The following is an 18,195-nucleotide window of genomic DNA, read 5'->3' on the forward strand; positions in this document are numbered from 1 at the left end:
ATTCCGCCGACCCTATTCCGCTGGAACGCCCATGCCTGAGCGAAACAGGCTGCGCTCGACAGCGCGCTTTTCCGGACGATGGCGGGTCAGCGCCAGGATGAAACCCGCCGTCACGCAGATCGCCACCATGGAGGAACCGCCATAGGAGATCAACGGCAGGGTCATGCCCTTGGCCGGCAGAAGCTCGAGGTTGACGCCGATATTGATCATCGACTGGATGCCGATCTGCAGCACGAGGCCGGCAACGGCGAAGCGGGTGAAGTCGTTGCGCTCGCGGAAGGCGTGGGAGAGACCGCGCATGACGAGGAAAGCGAAGATCAGCACGATGACCATGCAGAAGATAATGCCGAACTCTTCGGCCGCGACCGAGAAGATGAAGTCGGTGTGGCTATCCGGGATGATCCGCTTGACGATGCCTTCGCCCGGTCCCTGCCCCAGCCAGTCGCCGCGAATGATCGCCTCGCGCGCGGTATCGACCTGGAAGGTGTCGCCCTCCCCGGTCAGGAACCGGTCGATACGGCCGGCCACGTGCGGCAGAATGGTATAGGCGACCACGAGCCCCCCGACCGCCGAACCGCCGAGCACGACGATCCACAGCCAGGGCATGCCGGCCATGAAGAACATGCCGCCCCAGACGGCCGTCGTCAGGATCGTCTGACCAAGGTCGGGCTGCGCTACCAGCAGCGCCACGACGATGCCGTAAAGCAGGATGGCGAACAGGTTGCCTGGAATTTCCGGCTGGCGCGCATGTTCGGAAAACAACCAGGCGCAAACGACGACGAAGGCCGGCTTCATGAACTCGGAAGGTTGAACCGACAGGCCGGCAAGCGAAATCCAGCGGCGGGAGCCCTTGACCTCGGCGCCGAAGAACAATGCCAGCACCATGAAGGCGAGCGAGGCGAGAAGCAGGATCATCGCCGTTCGGCGCACCTGCCGCGGCGAGAGGAAGGAGATGCCGATCATAACAGCAAGCGACGGCAGGAGGAACGCGGCGTGCCTCTTGACGAAGTGGAAGCTGTCAAGATTGAGCCGCTCAGCCACCGCCGGGCTTGCGGCGAAGGACAGCATGAAGCCGATCCCCATCAACAGAATGAAGGTCGCCAGGAAGAACCTGTCGATCGTCCAGAACCAGTCGGCCACGGGGCCACGCTCGGCACGGCTTACCATCTCTTCGTCCCCTTCAACGGCGCGTCCGGCGCCAATCTGTCGTCAGCAGGGCTATCGGCCCTCATAAACCGCGAGTTGCGGCCTCATATCAGCATCGTCACGCCGTCGATCGCAGCCACATGGCCGACGAAGGCATCGCCCCTGACTTCGAAGTTCTTATACTGGTCGAAGCTTGCGCAAGCCGGGGAGAGCATGACGGCGGATGGCCCCCCTTCGTCCTTCGCCGCGTCGGCAGCGGCATGGGCAACCGCCTGCTCCAATGTCCCGGAAATCTCGAACGGCACGGCCTCGCCCAGCGTTGCCGCGAAAGCGGGCGCCGCCTCGCCGATCAGATAGGCCTTGGCGATCTTCGGGAAGAACGGCGACAGCGTCGTGATGCCGCCCTCTTTCGGCAGGCCGCCGGCGATCCAGTAGATCCGCTCATAGCTCGACAAGGCGGGCGCTGCCGCATCCGCATTGGTCGCCTTGCTGTCGTTGACGAAAACCACCTGCCCCTTGCGACCGACCGGCTGCATGCGGTGCTTCAGCCCCGGGAAAGACGAGAGGCCTTTGACGATGTCTGCCTGCGAGACGCCGACGGCAAGGCAGGCGGCAATTGCCGCTGCCGCATTCTGGGCATTATGGCCACCGCGCAGGGTCTGGATACCATCAAGATCAGCAAACAGGCTGATTGCTCCGGAAAGGGCCCGCACAATCCGGCTACCCTCGGCATAGAGACCATCCGCCAGCACATGACGCCGCGAAATCCGCACGACCTTGGTGCCGGAGCGCTCGACACGATCGGCGATCAGGCTCGAAAAACTGTCATCGACGCCGACAACGGCAACCCGGCTTCCGGCGACCAGACGTTCCTTGATGTCGGCGTAGTGCTGCATCGTACCGTGCCGATCGAGATGATCCGGCGTCAGGTTGAGCAGGATGCCGGCGGACGGATTGATCGTCGGCGCAAGGTCGATCTGGTAGGACGAGCATTCGACGACATAGAAGCGGCCGTTCTTGGGAGGATCAAGCGTCAAGACCGCCGTGCCGATGTTGCCGCCGAGCTGGGTGTCACGGCCGCCGGTCTTGAGGATATGGGCGATCAGCGCCGTCGTCGTGGATTTTCCGTTGGTGCCGGTGATGGCGATGAAGGCGCAATCCGGCGCATGGGCCCGCCGTTCGCGCACGAAAAGCTCGACATCTCCAATGATCTCGACACCGGCTGCATGGGCAAGATCGACGGTCCAGTGCGGCTTCGGATGCGTGAGCGGAACGCCCGGCGACAAAACGAAGGCGGAAAAGGCGCTCCAGTCCGCCTGTCGCAGATCACCGGTACCGATGCCCTCGGAAACCGCCTTGGCAACGCTCTCGGGACTGTCGTCCCAGGCCGTAACCTTAGCGCCACCGGCTACCAGCGCCTGCGCCGTCGCCAGACCGGAGCCGCCGAGACCGAAGAGCGCGACCTGCTTGCCCTGAAATGTCGTGACGGGGATCATCGGCTCCTACCGCAGCTTCAGGGTCGCGAGGCCGACCATGGCGAGGATGACTGAGATGATCCAGAAGCGGATGACGACCTGGCTTTCCGTCCAGCCCTTCTTTTCGAAATGATGGTGGATCGGCGCCATCAGGAAGACGCGCTTGCCGGTGCGCTTGAACCAGAACACCTGGATGATCACCGACAGGGTTTCCATGACGAACAGGCCGCCGATGATGATCATGACGATCTCGTGCTTGGTGGCGACGGCGACAGTGCCGATCAGGCCTCCCAAAGCGAGCGAACCGGTATCACCCATGAAGATGGCGGCCGGCGGCGCGTTGAACCAGAGGAAACCGAGACCTGCGCCGATGACGGCACCGAGAATGACGGCGAGTTCACCGGTGCCGGGCACGAAATGGATCTGCAGGTAGTTCGCGAACACCGCGTTGCCGGCAAGGTAGGCGATAACCCCGAAGGAGGCGGCTGCGATCATGACCGGCACGATGGCAAGTCCATCAAGGCCGTCGGTCAGGTTGACCGCGTTACCGGCACCGACGATGACGAAGCCGCCGAACAGAATGAAGAAATAGCCGAGATTGAGGGTGAAATCCTTCAGGAACGGGAATGTCAGCGACGAGCCGAAGGTCGAGCCGGCCGTTCCTGCCGAAAGCGCCGTGCGCATCATGAAGAAGACGGCGATGGCGGCAATGAGGAATTCGAGGCCGAGACGCGCCTTGCCGGAAAAGCCCTTGTCCGACTGCTTCGTCACCTTGAGATAATCGTCGTAAAAACCGATAGCGCCGAAACCGAGCGTCACCAGCAGGGTCGAGACCACGTAGACGCTGGAAAGATCGGCCCAGAGCAGCGAGCTGCCGACAATACCGGCAAGGATCATCAGCCCGCCCATGGTCGGCGTGCCGGCCTTCTTGAAATGGGTCTGAGGCCCGTCCGCGCGGATCGGCTGGCCACGGCCCTGCCGGACACGCAGCGACGAGATCATGCGCGGGCCGAACAGGAAGACGATGATTGCCGATGTGAACAGGGCGGCGCCGGTACGGAAGGTAATGTACCGGAAGAGATTGAAGAATTGAAAATGGTCCGCCAGTTCGACAAGCCAGATGAGCATAAGGGACCTTTCCCCAAAGGTTCGTTGCAGATTCCGTCCATCAGAATCACCGAATGGAAGAATAACTGCGTGGTATCAAAAGTGTCAGCATGGAACTTCGGCCATGAAAGCCTTGTCCCAGCCTTATTCGGCCTGTCCCGCCTTGGATGAAGGCGGATATTTCTCAAGCAAAGCCGCAACGATCCTGCCGCAACCAGTCCCCTTGGACGACTTGATCATCACCACATCGCCAGCCGCGATCGATCCGAGGGCAAATTCCTTGAGGTCCTCGACCGTTTCGCGATATTCGACGCGGATATCCTCAGGTAGCGCATCGCGCAGCTGCGCCATCTCCGGCCCGGCGAGCCAGACATCGCGGATACCGGCTTCGACCAGCGGCGCAGCAAGCCCGGCATGGACCTTGCCAGCGAATTCGCCCATCTCCAGCATGTCGCCGAGAATGGCGACACGCCGGCCGCCCTCGGGCAGTTCGGTATCCTGGAGGAGAGCGATCGCCGCCCGCATCGAGGCCGGATTGGCGTTGTAGCTTTCATCGATCAGAACGAAGGAACCCGAGCCGATAGGCAGACGGTACCTTGCGCCCCGCCCCTTCTCCGGCACCAGGGTGGCAAGGGCCGCAACCGCGGCATCCACGTCCGCCCCGACGACACTTGCCGCACCGAGCGCGGCCAGCGCGTTTTCGGCGATGTGACGGCCCGGCGCGCCCATCTGGATTTCCAGCGTTCTGCCGCCGATCGCCGCCCAGAGCACCGCCCCTTCCGAGCCGCCTGCGAATTCCACCATACGGAAATCGGCCTTGGCGCTGCTGCCGAAGCTGTGCACATGGGCAACGCCCAGCACCGTTGCTGCTTTTTCCAGCGTCTCGAATCGCTCGTTGTCACGGTTGAGGATCACATGGCCGTCGTCGACGAGCCCTTCCATGATCTCCGCCTTGGCAGCGGCAATCTCGCCGAGATCTTTGAAATTACCGAGATGGGCGGCGGCGATCGTGGTGATGATCGCCACATGTGGGCGAACCATCCTGACCAGCGGCCGGATCTCATCAGCGTGGTTCATGCCGATCTCGAAGATGCCGAAATCGGTGTTTTCCGGCATGCGTGACAGCGTCAGCGGCACCCCCCAATGATTGTTGAACGAGGCAACCGACGCATGCACCCGGCCGGATGGCGACAACAGGTGGCGCAGCATCTCCTTGGTGGTGGTCTTGCCGACGGAACCGGTGACCGCGATGATCTTCGCGGCGCTGCGGTCACGGGCGGCACAGCCGAGCCGCACCATGGCCTCCAGCACATCATCCACGACGATCATCGGCGCGATCAGCCGCCCGAGCGCCGGCAGTTTCGCCTCGCTGATGACCAGGAGTGCAGCCCCGTTGGCAATCGCGATACCGGCATAGTCGTGGCCGTCGACCCGGTCGCCCTTGATCGCGAAGAACGCTTCACCTTTGGCGATTGAGCGGCTGTCGATCGAGATCCCAGTAATGCCTTCAGGCAGGTTTCCCATCGGGCGGCCGTGCATGGCTGCCAGCAGGTCGCTTACTGTCCAGAGAAAGCTCAAATCATTGACCTCCCAATGCTTTTCTCAACTCGGCATGGTCGGAGAAAGGCAGGGTAACGGAGCCGATCGTCTGCCCCTCCTCGTGCCCCTTGCCGGCGACGATCAGCGTATCGCCGGATTTCAACATAGTGACGGCAGCCTTGATCGCTTCCGCCCGGTCGCCGATTTCGGTCGCGCCCTTGGCAGCCGCCATGATCTCGCTGCGAATGATTTCGGGGACTTCCGAGCGCGGATTGTCGTCGGTGACGATCACCACGTCGGCAAGTCGCGTCGCGATCTCGCCCATGATCGGACGCTTGCCCTTGTCGCGATCACCGCCGCAGCCGAAGACCACGATGATGCGGCCGGTCGTGAACGGACGCACGGATGTCAGAACGTTTTCCAGCGCATCCGGCTTGTGGGCATAATCGACGTAGGCGAGCGCACCGTCCTTGGTATGGCCGACCAGTTCGAGACGGCCCGAAGCGCCTTGAAGCTTTTCGAGCGCCGCCATCGCCGCTTTGGCGCTGACGCCGGTGGCCATGGCAAGGCCAGCCGCGACGAGTGCATTGGAAATCTGGAAGTCGCCGGCCAGCGGTACGTGCACGTCGAAAATCTCATCGCCGACATGAACCTCGGCGATCTGCTTGTGACGGAAATGCTCGACGCGCTTGAGGCTCAGATAATCGCCCCTGCGTCCGACGGTCAGCACCTCCTGACCGGTAGCTCTGGCTGCAGCGATCGCCTGTGCCGACCAGGCGTCGTCGGCGAAGATCACCGCCGGCGATCCCTTCGGCAACAGACGCTCGAACAGCCGCATCTTGGCAGCCATATAGTCCTCGACGGTCGGGTGGTAATCCATGTGATCACGACCGAGATTCGTAAAACCGGCGGCGGCAAGGCGGACGCCGTCTAGCCGGCTCTGGTCGAGCCCGTGGCTGGAGGCCTCCATGGCCGCGTGGGTGACGCCGGCATTGGCCAGTTCCGCGAGCAGCTTGTGCAGCGAAACCGGATCCGGTGTCGTCAGCGAGCCATAATCGTTGCGACCGGGCGCGATGACGCCCGTCGTCCCGATCATCGCTGCCGCACGGCCGGAATGTGCCCAGATCTGGCGGGTGAACGAGGCGACCGACGTCTTTCCGGCCGTACCGGTGACGGCCACCATCGTCTGCGGCTGACGTCCGTAGAAATTCGCGGCTGCGAGCGCAAGCACGCGGCGGGGCGCCGACGCGGCAAAAACCGGTGTTGACGCATCGTTCGAGAGTTTAGCGCCTGCGACCACGGCGGCGGCGCCGCGCGCAATTGCGTCATCGATGAAGGCCTTGCCGTCCGCCTTGCTTCCCGAAAGCGCCACGAACAGCGCGCCGGGAACGACCTGCCGGCTATCCGCAGTGATGGCGGCAATGTCGATATCGCCGGCGGCGGCGTTCAACTGCGCGGCAATTTCCGGGAAATCCTTCCCGATCAGGTCTTTGATCTTCATGGATGCACTTTTCAGTTATACCGACCCGCCGGGCGGCGAATCCTCCAGATTGTCATTCCATGGTCAATAAGACACAAGCAAGGCAGAACCGTCTTCGCCGAACTTCGGCTCCACGCCAAGAAGTGGCGCAGAGCGGCTGATGATGTCGTGCACCATCGGAGCTGCCGTATTGCCTGCAAGTGCTGCGCCATTGCCCTTGTCGGTTTTTGGTTCGTCGATGAAGGTCAGGACCACGTAGCGCGGATTGTCGATCGGGAAGCCGGCCAGAAAAGCGTTGAAATTGGCGGCGCTCGAATAACGGCCGTTCACGACCTTATCTGCGGTCCCGGTCTTGCCGCCGACATTGTAGCCCGGCACGCGCGCATTCTTGCCAGAGCCGTTGATGGCATTCCAGCGGAACAGGAAGCGCATATCGTCGCTGGTCGACTTTTTGATGACAGTCGTCGAGGCAGCCTCAGCCTCCTCCGCCGTGCGCGGCAGGAAGGTCGGTTCGATGAGGTGTCCGCCGTTCAACAGGGCGGCACCGGCCACTGCCGTCTGCAAAGGCGTCGTGGAGACGCCGTGACCAAAGGAGATGGTGATCGAGTTGATCTTCTTCCATTCGCGCGGCTGGCTCGGCATCTTCACTTCAGGCAGTTCCGTCTGCATCTTTGAAAGCAGGCCCATCCGGGTCAGGAACTCCTTGTGACCGGCGATGCCAACGATATCGGCCATCTTGGCCGTCCCGATATTGGATGAATACTGGAAGATCTCCGGCACGGTCAGAACACGATGCTTGCCGTGGAAATCCTTGATGGTGAAACCGCCAATACGAATCGGGAAGCGCGCATCGAAGCTGTCCTTCAATGTCACCTTGCCGGAATCGAGCGCCATCGCGGTCGTAAACGACTTGAAGGTCGACCCCATCTCGAACGTGCCGTTCGACATGCGGTTCATCCAGCCTTCCTTGGCGCCATCGGCGGGCTTGTTCGGATCATAGTCGGGATAGGACACCATCGCGAGAATTTCGCCGGTCTTCACGTCCATCACCACGCCGCCTGCGGCTAGCGACTTGAACTTTCCCATGGCATCGACGACGACATCGCGCAGGATGTTCTGTACACGCAGGTCGATTGAGAGCTTGACCGGCTCGAGTTTCGCATCGCTCGTCATGCCGATGGCGGCAAGATCGGCCAGTCCTTGGTTGTCGATCCAGCGTTCCATACCGGCGATGCCGCGATTGTCTACGTTGACGTGACCGACGACATGAGACGCGGTGGCGCCGCCCGGATAGAAGCGGCGCTTCTCCGGCCGGAAGCCGATGCCGGGAATCCCGAGCGCCAGGATTTCACTCTGCTGCTTCGGCGTCAGCTGTCGACGCAGCCACTGGAACCGCGATTTGGATTTCAGCTTGTTGTAGATATCCGCGACATTGAGATTGGGCAGGACAGTCGACAATTGTTCGACTGCCTCGTCTGCATCGACGATCTTGTGCGGCTCGGCATAGAGCGAGACCGTGCGAATGTCGGTTGCGAGGATTTCGCCGTTACGGTCCAGAATATCGGGGCGCGAGGCCATCAGATTGTCGGCGCGACCGATGCTGGAAACCGTGTCGGGCTTGGCCAGCCCGTATTGCACGAGGCGGCCGCCGATCACGCAATAGACCGCGGTGAAGCTGATGATGACGATCGCAACACGGCTACGCGCCTGGCTGCTGCTCTTCTTGCGGGTTCCTTCGAACGGCATTCCGATATCGCCGGGATGATTGTTGCCGCCGGCGGAGAAATGGGCCTTGCTCTTGACGACCATGATGCGGGACAGAAAAGACATCAGCGTGCCACCGAACCTGTTGCAATATTATCCGTCTTCGCTAGCGGCTTTTTCGACTTGCCCTTGGCCATGCCCATCACTTCGAGGACATCCTCCGGCGGCGGCAGATCGGCCTTGAGCATCGGCAACTCTTCCGGGCGCGCGAGCTGGGTCGAGACGGTGGGCGCGAGCTGCAGATCCTGCTGGTAGACGGTGACGAGCTTTTCGAGGCGATTGGGCTGGGTGAGCAGTGCCCAGTCGGCGCGCAGAAGGTCGATCGTATCTTCCTCGAGCTTTATCTCGGCCTCCAGCTTGCGCACTTCTTCCAGCTTGTTTTCCGCCCGGTGCTTGATCGTGTAGGTGACCGTCGCTGCGGCCGTCATGACGACGATCAGGACAATGTCAAAGGTGCGCAACATGTCTCAGCCCCCAATCTTTCCAAGGCTCGCAAGGTTCGGCAAATCGAAGATGGACAGATCATCTGCCTGAGGCGGGGCATCAGTGCGGGCGCCGACCCGCATCTTGGCGGACCGGGCGCGCGGATTGCGAGACGCTTCTTCTTCACTGGCCGCCACCATAGATTTGCCAACTGGTGCGAAAGTTGCCGCACGCTCATGCACCAGCGGCAGGTGACGCGAACCGGAGGCCTTGCCGGCGCGATCCTGGAAGAATTTCTTGACGATCCGATCTTCCAGCGAATGGAAGGTGACAACGCTCAATCGCCCGCCGGGCTTCAGCACGCGCTCGGCGGCAAACAGCGCCCGGGCAAGTTCGCCCAGCTCGTCGTTGACGAAGATGCGAAGCGCCTGGAAGACACGCGTGGCGGGATGAATCTTGTCCTTGGCCTTGCGCGGCGTGACGATCTCGATCAGCCCCGCAAGGTCGCGTGTCGTCACGAAAGGCTCTTCGAGACGACGCTTTTCGATGGCGCGGGCGATGCGGCCAGACTGCGGCTCCTCGCCAAGGAATCCAAAGATGCGGGTAAGATCGGACACTTTTGCCCGATTGACGACGTCGGCGGCGGAAACGCCATCCGACGACATGCGCATGTCGAGCGGGCCGCGCCTCTGAAAGGAGAAGCCACGCTCGGCCTCGTCGATCTGCATCGAGGAAACGCCGATATCCAGCACGACGCCGTCAAGTCCGCCCTCAGGGGCATAGTGCGCAAGGTTGGAGAAACGCGAATGCACCAGGGTGAGATGGCCTTTGCTGGCGGCGACCAGCGACTGCCCGGCTTGAATGGCCGCCGGATCGCGATCAAGCGCAATCACATCGACACCGGACGCCAGAATGGCCGAGGTATAGCCGCCGGCACCAAAGGTGCCATCAAGGATGATCTTACCGGGGGCGAGATCGAGGCTCGCAAGAACCTCTGGGAGAAGAACCGGAATATGACGGACCGGTCCGCCATCGGCATCGGGTAAACCTTCGCCTTGATCCGCCATCATTCCGCTTCTCCACTCTAGTCCGAACGCTGACCTCGCAACCTGCGTTCTTCCCGCGCCGCCGCTTGGCGTTCCAGAAACACCTGCGGCGCCCACAACTGAAAATGATCCGCTCGCCCCACGAAGGTGACTTCCGTGGTTATTCCGGTGAAGTCGCGGATGAAATCCGTAACCATCAATCGGCCTTCCTGGTCGAGCTTCATGAAGACCCCGCCCCCATGAATCAGGAGCGACATCTGATTGGCCTGCGGCGAAAACGGATCCTCGCCGCCGATTTGCCTTTCGAAACGGTCCAGCAATTCCGCACCGCCGGCGCTGATAGCCGGAAAGACGAAATCCTGAAAGCAATAAAGCTCCCGAATATCGAGCGCCGACAGAACGGAGCGAAACATCGAGGGAACGGAAACCCGCCCCTTTGCATCGATCCGGTTCGTCGCATGCGATAGGAAGCGGTTCATGACGCGATACTGCCGTTTCCGGTAAACGCGCAAGCCCCAACAACCCGCGCACACCCTCAAAACAAGACACAACACTCCACCAGCGGGCGACATGCCCGTTCGAAAACCCTCCGAAGGGAGGTCGCGAAACTTGCAGTGAATCGGCCTGAATCAGCCCGCGTATTGTGCATGAATGGGATAACATGGGACCATATGGGCGTCAATGGGATCTGCTCTATTTCAGCACGCGTCGTAAGCAAATATTGATAGTCCGTTAAGTTTAACAAATGGTTACGACTGGCCCCTCAAGACTTTGGATTCACTGTCGAATCCTCCTCCGGTAAAATTATTACTTTAAATATTAGAAATATTTAAAAATAATAATCATTCAAGCGGATACACGATTTTGAAATCGCGCTGCCGGGATCAAAGACGAGGAGAATTTGCCAGTTGGCCTATAAGCCGGGTTCTGTATGGCTCCGGCTCGAAAGCCGGAACGTGGCAGCCATTCATCTGGGACAACGCTTACGCGCTGCCTCCTGCAACCCACCCGGATGACTGGCCCGGAAAAGGCCGGACCGCTTGCGCGGTCCACGTCATCCCTATTCGGTCTTGCTCCCGGTGGGGTTTGCCTTGCCACCCATGTTGCCATGGGCGCGGTGGGCTCTTACCCCACCCTTTCACCCTTACCTGCCAAAGCAGGCGGTTTCCTCTCTGTGGCACTTTCCCTGGGGTCGCCCCCGCCGGACGTTATCCGGCACCGTTTTTCCGTGGAGCCCGGACTTTCCTCCCCCCGCAGCCTTTCGGCCCTAGCGGAGAGCGGCTGCCCGGCCAACTGGCAGGCGGTGCATAGCCGACGCATCCGCCAATTGCCATAGATAAATATAAATAAGGCATCGCCGCCGTGGTTCTACCGGTAGCAGACCGCAAAATCCGTCTCGTATTCCGGCGCATCCAGTTGGCCGTTCTCGATCAATATCGCTCCGAGCCGCCCGATCTCATCAGAACTCTTTGCCGCCGCGCCATTGCCGCCGGTTAGCACCGCGATGCGATCCGATCCGGTAAAGCCTATATGGGGGTAGCCGTGGCGGGTGAAGGTGGTGACGCAAGGGCTCCACTTGAGCGTAGCCGGCGCGAAAGACGGCATGGCACGCGACAGCAAGCCTGCCATATGGTCGGCCGCCGCACGATTGGCGTCGCCACGGAACCAGGCGCGCACGTCGCTCTCGTCCGCAAGATTGATGTCGCTCGGATCACCACCGATCTTGATATAGAACTTGCCGTCCGGGTAGCGGATCGGCGGCAGCAGGTAGTAGCTCTCGTCCTGCTGCGGCGCCACGCCGATCAGCGAGGGCATGCCGGCAAATCGGGGTAGATCGTCTTCGGCTACTTCGGCAAACAGGACCGTCCGTGCCTTGACGACGAGATCAAGCGGTCGGGCCAATAATTGCCTGGAGATCGAAAAGCCGCCGGCGGCAATGAGCACGCGACTGCCGATAAACGAGGCACCCTCCACGGTGCGCACCGCGACTGCTTTCCCGGTCTCCTCGACAGAGACCACTTCCGAGCGAATGATCGTGACTCCAGCTTTTTCAGCAAGAACTACCTGAGCCCTGACCAGCTCCCGCGGGTTGATATGGCCTGCGTTCCGGGGTTCGAACACGCCGCCGTAACCAGGCGGAAAACGGAACCAGGGAAATTGATCGGCGAGGTCGTGTTCCCCGACGAATAGCGCATCGACGCCGAGGCGGTCACGGGCAGAGATGACGTTCTCGAGATAGCTGTCCACACCACCCGGAAGAGGTGCCGCGATCAGGCAACCGGCTTCGCTGTAGAAATCGACGCCGCTCTCGTTCGCGATCTCGCCATAACGCTCGATGGAACGCCGGGCCAGCAGCGCCCACACTGGATCGGCATCGATCGTGCGGGTAATGCGGCCATTGTCGTAGTGGCTGCTGAAAACTCCGCCGTGGCTCGACCAGTCTTCCGGCTCGTCCGGCCCGATGAGCGCAATTTTAGCATCGCTGCGGGCCAGATGGCGGGCGGCGGCTGCGCCCATCATGCCCTTGCCCACAATGATGAAATCAAATGCTCCCGCCATGCTTGCCATCCTTGAAACCGATCTGGCGGAGATAACATGGCATTCGCCGGCTGGCATTTGCGAACTTGAAAAATGCCGGTACGCAAAACCTTATCCGGCACCCGGACGGGTTAAATTAGTTGATGATGCTCTGGACCTTGCCGCAATAGCGGCGCGACACCGGATTCATCTTCGTGGCGCCGTGGCCGGCATTGTAGCGAAGGATCGTGCCGCAGGTGAAACCGCCGGACAGTTCATGCGCCATGGCAAGATATTTCATACCGAACTTGATGTTGGTCTCGGGATCGAACAGCCCGCCCTTGCCCCCGGTATAACCCATCATCCGCGCCGTCGCCGGTTTGATCTGCATCAGGCCGATTTCGCCGGCGCTGCCGCGTGCCTTGGGATTGAAGTTGCTTTCCACCTTGACGACCGCATGGGCGAGATCGACCGGAACGCCATACTGCTTCGCATAGGTCTGGATCAGGCCGCTATAGGCTGAAGTCTCGACAGAGGCGCCCGACGCCGGATAGCCCGTGGTTCTCGTAACTGGCTTGATGGAGGAAGTGATGGTCTTGTCGATACCCGCGGCATACGACGTTTCAACCCCGGAAAAGAGCATGCAGAAGCATGCCGCAGTCGCAGCAAGATGCGATAGTCTCATTTAGCTTGAAATCTCCACTTTCGGGCACAGCAGCATGTGGGCGCACCCCGCCCTGCCGTCTTGCATTCCGATCTTCGTGATCAGCAGGAGGAGGCGTTGCACCTCGAAATCACCTGCAATTCGGTACGGCTGCAAAAGACCCCGGCATCGTGACGATCATGTGGCAGTGCACAAATTTTGTAACAGGAAGGCTTCAGGCAATCTTCAAAAACCGTCCCGGCAAGCCCGTTCAGCGGCTGAAATTCGGCAGCGTGGACAAGAGCCTGTGGAGCGTATCGAGGGTCGAAATATCGGCGATGCCGTCGACCTGGGACTGGCGGAAATGGCGCTGGAAGGCGGCCAACGCACCCTCCGTCTTCTCGCAAAAAATGCCTGTCACTTCAATTCCGTAGCCATAGAGCGACAGCATGGTCTGGACCGCTTCGACGGGCTGGCCCTGATCGCCCCTTTGGAAAAATCGTCCGCCACCGATCGGTGCTGGCGGAACCCAGTGCCCGACGCCCTTCGAATGGAGCCGTTCCCAAGGAAATTTTTCTCCCGGATCCACCTTGCGAATAGGGGCCACATCGCTGTGCGCAAGTACCCTTTCTGGGGCAACCGACCACCGCCTGCCACAGTCCCGACACAATTCGGCGACCGCTTCGATCTGCGCCGAGGGAAAATCCGGCAATCCACCAGGGTGGCCGGCATTGGCGATCTCGATGCCGATCGAGCGGGAATTGATGTCCGTTTCGCCCTTCCAGATGCTCTTGCCCGCGTGCCACGCGCGACGATCCTCGGCGACGAGCTGATCTACACAGCCATCCTCATGGACGAAATAATGGCTCGAAACCTGGCTCTCCTCGCGACAGAGCCAGTCGAGTGCGGCTCGCGCCGTCTCCATGCCGGTATAGTGGAGAACGATCATATCCGGTTTCTGCCCGCCCGCCCTTTCGCCATGGTTGGGCGATGGCACGGCGCGCGCGGCCGGGTAGTCACAGACGAAGTGCGTCATGCGGCGCGGCGTTCTTTCTCGATCGCCTCATAAGCAGCGTTTAGTGCCGCCATGCGATCATTGGCGATCGCGTGCAATTCTTCCGGGACACCGCGGGCGACCAGCATATCGGGATGATTTTCCGATACGAGTACGCGGTAGCGCTTGCGGATCATCGAGAAGTCGTCCTTTGGCGAGACACCGAGCACTTCGTAGGGATTGGCATCGGACGCGTGAACATGGCGGGCCATGATCTCCTGAAACCGCTCCTCCTCCATGTGGAAGATTTCCGCCACACGAGTGAGGAACCCGATCTCCTTTTCGTGCAGGGCGCCATCTGACTTGGCGATATGAAAGAGCCCGTCGATGATATCTTCCAGCACCGGGCAGTTCTGCTCGCAAGAAGCGCAGAGCGACGCCATCTTCTCGGCATAGGCCTCGTAACCGGCGACGTCCTGACGGGCGAGATTGTAGAGCCGCGCGACGTTCTGGGCCTGATCGTCCGGAAACTTGAAGATATCGCGGAAAGCGGACACCTCGGCCTCGGTGACGATGCCGTCGGCTTTTGCCATCTTGGCGGACAGCGCGATCATGGCGACGGAGAAAGCCACCTTGCGGCGGGTCTCCGGGTCGCCTTCAAACAGCGTCCTGATCGCCTCGACCACGCCGGCAAGCGCATTGCCCGTCGCGGTGACGATGCTGAGGATGCGATCCCAGAATGACATAGGCACGTTCTTTCCCTTGATTGCTGATCCACATTGCTTTCGGGAGGCGGCGGCACGGGCAAGGCGTCCATGCGCAGGTGCAAAGAGGCAGACACAGCGATGCGGCCGCAATAGGCGGGCAGCTCACGGGACAGCATGACCAGATGTTGACGCGGATTGCAAGGCATACAACCCGCCGAATCGACCCAAATGACGAATTTGTGATGGCACCTCACTATTTTCCATTCATTGGGGTGATCCGTCGATCATGCAAATCAATTTGACTTTGATCCTGCCGGGATGCGAGCGAAAGTTGAACATTCCCGGAGTTCCCATGCGCATTTCCACCCACCCGCAGGCCATGGGCATGGCCCTTGGCCTGATCGGCGTCACGATTTTTGGCGCAACTTTGCCGATGACGCACATTGCTCTCGGCGGCTTCTCTCCCTTCTTCATCACCTTCGGCCGCGCCGTCATCGCCTCGATCGCTGCCGGGCTGACGCTGCTTTTGCTCGGCAAACGCTGGCCGAAGGGACAGGGCGCAATCTTGCTCGGCGCGGGCATCTGCGTGGTCTACGGGTTTCCGATCTTTTCCTCGACCGCGATGCAGACGATCCCGGCAAGCCATGGCGGCGTGGTTCTCGGCCTTCTGCCGCTCCTGACCTCAATCTTTGCAGCGCTTGTCGACGGCGAGCGGCCGGGGGTGGCCTTCTGGGCCTATGGTCTCGCCGGTGCCGCCCTTGTCGTCTTCTTCTCCGTTCGCGAAAGTGGCTTTCATCTGCAACTCGGCGACGTCTGGCTTTTTCTGGCGGCGGTCACCGCATCGCTCGGCTATGTGCTGTCGGCCAAGGTGTCACGCATCATCCCGGGCTGGGAAGTGATTTCCTGGGCGCTGGTGATCACCTCGCCGCTGTCGCTCGTGGCCACGCTTGTGGTGATGGCAAACGGCATTCATGCACCGACCAATGCCGAACTGGGTGCCCTGTCCTATCTCGGCCTGATGTCGATGTTCGGCGGCTTCGTCTTCTGGAATGCCGGCCTGGCGCTCGGCGGCATCGCTCGCGTCGCACAGGTGCAACTCCTGCAGACTTTCGTAACGCTTGCCGTATCGGCGGTGCTTCTGGGCGAAGTCATCAGCCCCACGACAATCGGCTTTGCGGCCGCAGTCGCGCTCATCGTCTGGCTCGGCCGCAAGGCACGCGTCGCATAGGCAATCCGCTCGAATTGGCAGCATGTCATTTAACTTCTATGGGAATTGCGCTAGAGAGACCTCCGACGATCTTGCCGAAATCCCGAGGAGAAATTCATGCCCAAACAGAAAGTTGCAATGCTGACCGCAGGCGGCCTCGCCCCCTGCCTGTCCTCCGCCGTTGGTGGCCTGATCGAACGCTACACCGACATCGCGCCGGATATCGAGCTCGTTGCCTATCGCTCCGGCTATCAGGGTCTTCTTCTTGCCGATCGGATCGAAATCACCCGCGACATGCGCGAGAAAGCCCATATCCTGCACCGCCATGGCGGCTCGCCGATCGGCAACAGCCGCGTGAAGCTCACCAACGCCGCAGACTGTGTCAAGCGCGGCCTGGTCAAGGACGGCCAGAACCCCTTGCGGGTCGCTGCCGAGCAGCTCGCTTCGGACGGAATCTCTATTCTGCACACGATCGGCGGTGACGACACCAATACTACGGCAGCCGATCTCGCTGCCTATCTCGGCGCCAATGGCTACGACCTGACCGTCGTCGGCCTGCCGAAGACGGTCGACAACGACGTGGTGCCGATTCGCCAGTCGCTCGGCGCCTGGACAGCCGCCGAATACGGCGCCAAATTCTTCGACCATGTCAGCAACGAACAGAGTGCTGCGCCACGCACGCTCGTGGTCCACGAAGTCATGGGGCGCCATTGCGGCTGGCTGACGGCCGCGACCGCCCGTGCCTATATCCAGATGACCGACGACAAGGAATTCGTCGACGGCTTCATGATGGACGCCAAGATGAAGAACATCGACGGACTCTACCTCCCCGAAACCGCCTTCAACCTCGAAGCCGAGGCCGAGCGCCTGCGCGCCACGATGGACAAGGCGGGCTTCGTCACCCTGTTCGTCAGCGAAGGCGCGTGCCTCGACGCCGTCGTCGCCGAACGGGAAGCGGCTGGCGAAGCTGTCAAGCGCGACGCCTTCGGCCACGTGAAGATCGACACGATCAATGTCGGCGGCTGGTTCTCCAAGCAGTTCGCGGCACTTCTCGGCGCCGAACGCTCGATGGTGCAGAAATCCGGCTACTACGCCCGCTCGGCGCCTGCCAACGTGGACGATCTGCGCCTTATCCAGGGCATGGTCGATCTCGCTGTCGAAAGCGCGCTGAACAAGGTCTCCGGCGTCACCGGCCACGACGAGGATCAGGGCGGCAAGCTGCGGACGATCGAATTCCCGCGCATTCGCGGCGGCAAGCATTTCGATACGTCGGTGAAGTGGTTCGGAGAGGTCATGGACGTCATCGGCCAGAAGTGGTCGCCGGCATCCTGATTCCCTGCTGACAAGGCCTATTGACGGCTCCGTTTGCGCATGGCTTCCTCGATGGAACGCCACGTCCAAACGGAGCCTTTTTCATGTCGATCGAACATTGGCTGGCCTTCGTCGCCGCCTCGTCCATCCTGCTCGCGATTCCCGGCCCGACCATTCTATTGGTGATCTCCTACGCGCTCGGGCACGGACGCAAGGTTGCAGGCGCCACGGTTGCCGGCGTCGCGCTTGGCGATTTCACGGCGATGACCGCCTCCATGCTCGGCCTCGGCGCACTGCTGGCAACGTCGGCGGCGATTTTTACCGTTCTGAAATGGGTGGGCGCCGCCTATATCGTCTGGCTTGGCATCAAGCTCTGGCGCACCCCGATCGCGACCGAAACCACCGACGGGACTATGGCGGTTCCGGCTGAGAAACCGTTGCGGATTTTCCTGCACACCTATGTCGTCACGGCGCTGAACCCGAAAAGCATCGTCTTCTTCGTCGCCTTCCTGCCGCAGTTCCTTGATCTCAGCCGCCCACTGTTCAACCAGATGCTGATCTTTGAAACGACATTTCTGGTGCTCGCCACCATCAACGCAGCAGCCTACGCGCTGCTGGCTTCGGCCGCCCGCAAAACGATTCGAAAGCCGAAGGTTCAGGCCATCGTCAACCGCACCGGCGGCTCCCTGTTGATCGGCGCAGGCCTTCTGACAGCGGGCCTGCGGCGTGCAGGCGCCTGAAAAGGCGTCCCGTGCTTGCGGTTCCCTGCCCCATGAGTTAATGAAGTTTTGCACATGGCGGCTTTTGGCTGCTGATTTGCGAGGGCTGCGGGGCCT

16 protein-coding genes and 1 other RNA gene are annotated in these 18,195 nt (G+C 61.1%); 3 read left to right on the forward strand and 14 right to left on the reverse strand.

Translation table 11 applies throughout. From position 1 onward, the window contains the following. Positions 1–12: 12 nt before the first annotated feature. The 14 genes from ftsW to WI754_RS18460 form a co-directional block, all read right to left on the reverse strand. Complete coding sequence (gene ftsW, locus WI754_RS18395; protein ID WP_349434890.1) at positions 13–1,167, reverse strand: putative lipid II flippase FtsW; 1,155 nt, start codon at positions 1,165–1,167, stop codon at positions 13–15. A gap of 83 nt (positions 1,168–1,250) precedes the next feature. Further along, on the reverse strand, positions 1,251–2,642 hold the full coding sequence (gene murD, locus WI754_RS18400; protein ID WP_349434891.1) for a UDP-N-acetylmuramoyl-L-alanine--D-glutamate ligase: 1,392 nt from the start codon (positions 2,640–2,642) through the stop codon (positions 1,251–1,253). Between the two features lie 6 nt (positions 2,643–2,648). Continuing rightward, complete coding sequence (gene mraY / locus WI754_RS18405; RefSeq protein ID WP_349434892.1) at positions 2,649–3,749, reverse strand: phospho-N-acetylmuramoyl-pentapeptide-transferase; 1,101 nt, start codon at positions 3,747–3,749, stop codon at positions 2,649–2,651. Between the two features lie 123 nt (positions 3,750–3,872). Further along, positions 3,873–5,306, reverse strand: coding sequence for a UDP-N-acetylmuramoylalanyl-D-glutamyl-2,6-diaminopimelate--D-alanyl-D-alanine ligase (locus WI754_RS18410; RefSeq protein WP_349434893.1), 1,434 nt, complete (start codon positions 5,304–5,306; stop codon positions 3,873–3,875). Between the two features lies 1 nt (position 5,307). Then, positions 5,308–6,768, reverse strand: a complete 1,461-nt coding sequence (locus WI754_RS18415; RefSeq protein ID WP_349434894.1) for a UDP-N-acetylmuramoyl-L-alanyl-D-glutamate--2,6-diaminopimelate ligase — start codon at positions 6,766–6,768, stop codon at positions 5,308–5,310. Between the two features lie 63 nt (positions 6,769–6,831). Beyond that, a complete protein-coding gene (locus tag WI754_RS18420; RefSeq protein WP_349434895.1) occupies positions 6,832–8,577 on the reverse strand; it encodes a penicillin-binding protein 2 in 1,746 nt (581 codons plus the stop codon). Beyond that, positions 8,577–8,975 (reverse strand): hypothetical protein, encoded by a 399-nt coding sequence (locus WI754_RS18425; protein ID WP_349434896.1) that lies wholly within the window; start codon positions 8,973–8,975, stop codon positions 8,577–8,579. Before WI754_RS18425 ends, WI754_RS18420 begins: the two co-directional genes overlap by 1 nt. A 3-nt stretch (positions 8,976–8,978) precedes the next feature. Next, positions 8,979–10,004: a 16S rRNA (cytosine(1402)-N(4))-methyltransferase RsmH gene (rsmH, locus tag WI754_RS18430; protein ID WP_349434897.1), complete on the reverse strand. Its 1,026-nt coding sequence runs from the start codon at positions 10,002–10,004 to the stop codon at positions 8,979–8,981. 14 nt (positions 10,005–10,018) lie between these two features. Next, positions 10,019–10,459 (reverse strand): division/cell wall cluster transcriptional repressor MraZ, encoded by a 441-nt coding sequence (gene mraZ, locus WI754_RS18435; protein WP_349434898.1) that lies wholly within the window; start codon positions 10,457–10,459, stop codon positions 10,019–10,021. A 421-nt stretch (positions 10,460–10,880) separates the two neighbouring features. Then, an RNA gene (gene rnpB, locus WI754_RS18440) (RNase P RNA component class A) lies at positions 10,881–11,277 on the reverse strand. A 71-nt stretch (positions 11,278–11,348) separates the two neighbouring features. After that, entirely contained in the window at positions 11,349–12,539 is a 1,191-nt protein-coding gene (locus WI754_RS18445; RefSeq protein WP_349434899.1) for an FAD-binding oxidoreductase, read from the reverse strand. Between the two features lie 115 nt (positions 12,540–12,654). Next, positions 12,655–13,182 carry a lytic transglycosylase domain-containing protein gene (locus WI754_RS18450; RefSeq protein WP_349434900.1) on the reverse strand — a complete coding sequence of 176 codons (528 nt, stop codon included), beginning with the start codon at positions 13,180–13,182 and terminating at the stop codon, positions 12,655–12,657. Positions 13,183–13,411: 229 nt separating this feature from the next. Further along, positions 13,412–14,176, reverse strand: a complete 765-nt coding sequence (locus WI754_RS18455; RefSeq protein WP_349434901.1) for an N-acetylmuramoyl-L-alanine amidase — start codon at positions 14,174–14,176, stop codon at positions 13,412–13,414. After that, complete coding sequence (locus tag WI754_RS18460; protein WP_349434902.1) at positions 14,173–14,880, reverse strand: DnaJ family molecular chaperone; 708 nt, start codon at positions 14,878–14,880, stop codon at positions 14,173–14,175. The genes WI754_RS18455 and WI754_RS18460 overlap by 4 nt, the downstream gene beginning before the upstream one ends. Before the next feature lie 313 nt (positions 14,881–15,193). Between WI754_RS18460 and WI754_RS18465 the strand changes: the two genes are divergently transcribed. From WI754_RS18465 to WI754_RS18475, 3 genes are all read left to right on the forward strand, one after another. Next, positions 15,194–16,069, forward strand: coding sequence for a DMT family transporter (locus tag WI754_RS18465; protein WP_349434903.1), 876 nt, complete (start codon positions 15,194–15,196; stop codon positions 16,067–16,069). A gap of 96 nt (positions 16,070–16,165) precedes the next feature. Further along, the gene (locus WI754_RS18470) at positions 16,166–17,380 is read left to right on the forward strand and encodes a pyrophosphate--fructose-6-phosphate 1-phosphotransferase (RefSeq protein WP_349434904.1); all 1,215 of its coding nucleotides are present in this window, start codon (positions 16,166–16,168) and stop codon (positions 17,378–17,380) included. Positions 17,381–17,463: 83 nt separating this feature from the next. Further along, positions 17,464–18,099: a LysE family translocator gene (locus tag WI754_RS18475; RefSeq protein WP_349434905.1), complete on the forward strand. Its 636-nt coding sequence runs from the start codon at positions 17,464–17,466 to the stop codon at positions 18,097–18,099. Positions 18,100–18,195: the final 96 nt, after the last annotated feature.

The organism is Pararhizobium sp. A13 (assembly GCF_040126305.1).
Lineage (GTDB): Bacteria > Pseudomonadota > Alphaproteobacteria > Rhizobiales > Rhizobiaceae > Pararhizobium.

What these genes read in the sequence shown, in the direction of transcription:
- ftsW (WP_349434890.1), bottom strand. Translation starts at nt 1,167, where the DNA reads ATGGTAAGCCGTGCCGAGCGTGGCCCCGTGGCCGACTGGTTCTGGACG.
- WI754_RS18475 (WP_349434905.1), top strand. Translation starts at nt 17,464, where the DNA reads ATGTCGATCGAACATTGGCTGGCCTTCGTCGCCGCCTCGTCCATCCTG.
- WI754_RS18460 (WP_349434902.1), bottom strand. Translation starts at nt 14,880, where the DNA reads ATGTCATTCTGGGATCGCATCCTCAGCATCGTCACCGCGACGGGCAAT.
- WI754_RS18465 (WP_349434903.1), top strand. Translation starts at nt 15,194, where the DNA reads ATGCGCATTTCCACCCACCCGCAGGCCATGGGCATGGCCCTTGGCCTG.
- WI754_RS18420 (WP_349434895.1), bottom strand. Translation starts at nt 8,577, where the DNA reads ATGTCTTTTCTGTCCCGCATCATGGTCGTCAAGAGCAAGGCCCATTTC.
- mraY (WP_349434892.1), bottom strand. Translation starts at nt 3,749, where the DNA reads ATGCTCATCTGGCTTGTCGAACTGGCGGACCATTTTCAATTCTTCAAT.
- WI754_RS18425 (WP_349434896.1), bottom strand. Translation starts at nt 8,975, where the DNA reads ATGTTGCGCACCTTTGACATTGTCCTGATCGTCGTCATGACGGCCGCA.
- WI754_RS18455 (WP_349434901.1), bottom strand. Translation starts at nt 14,176, where the DNA reads ATGACGCACTTCGTCTGTGACTACCCGGCCGCGCGCGCCGTGCCATCG.
- WI754_RS18470 (WP_349434904.1), top strand. Translation starts at nt 16,166, where the DNA reads ATGCCCAAACAGAAAGTTGCAATGCTGACCGCAGGCGGCCTCGCCCCC.
- mraZ (WP_349434898.1), bottom strand. Translation starts at nt 10,459, where the DNA reads ATGAACCGCTTCCTATCGCATGCGACGAACCGGATCGATGCAAAGGGG.
- WI754_RS18450 (WP_349434900.1), bottom strand. Translation starts at nt 13,182, where the DNA reads ATGAGACTATCGCATCTTGCTGCGACTGCGGCATGCTTCTGCATGCTC.
- murD (WP_349434891.1), bottom strand. Translation starts at nt 2,642, where the DNA reads ATGATCCCCGTCACGACATTTCAGGGCAAGCAGGTCGCGCTCTTCGGT.
- WI754_RS18415 (WP_349434894.1), bottom strand. Translation starts at nt 6,768, where the DNA reads ATGAAGATCAAAGACCTGATCGGGAAGGATTTCCCGGAAATTGCCGCG.
- WI754_RS18445 (WP_349434899.1), bottom strand. Translation starts at nt 12,539, where the DNA reads ATGGCGGGAGCATTTGATTTCATCATTGTGGGCAAGGGCATGATGGGC.
- rsmH (WP_349434897.1), bottom strand. Translation starts at nt 10,004, where the DNA reads ATGATGGCGGATCAAGGCGAAGGTTTACCCGATGCCGATGGCGGACCG.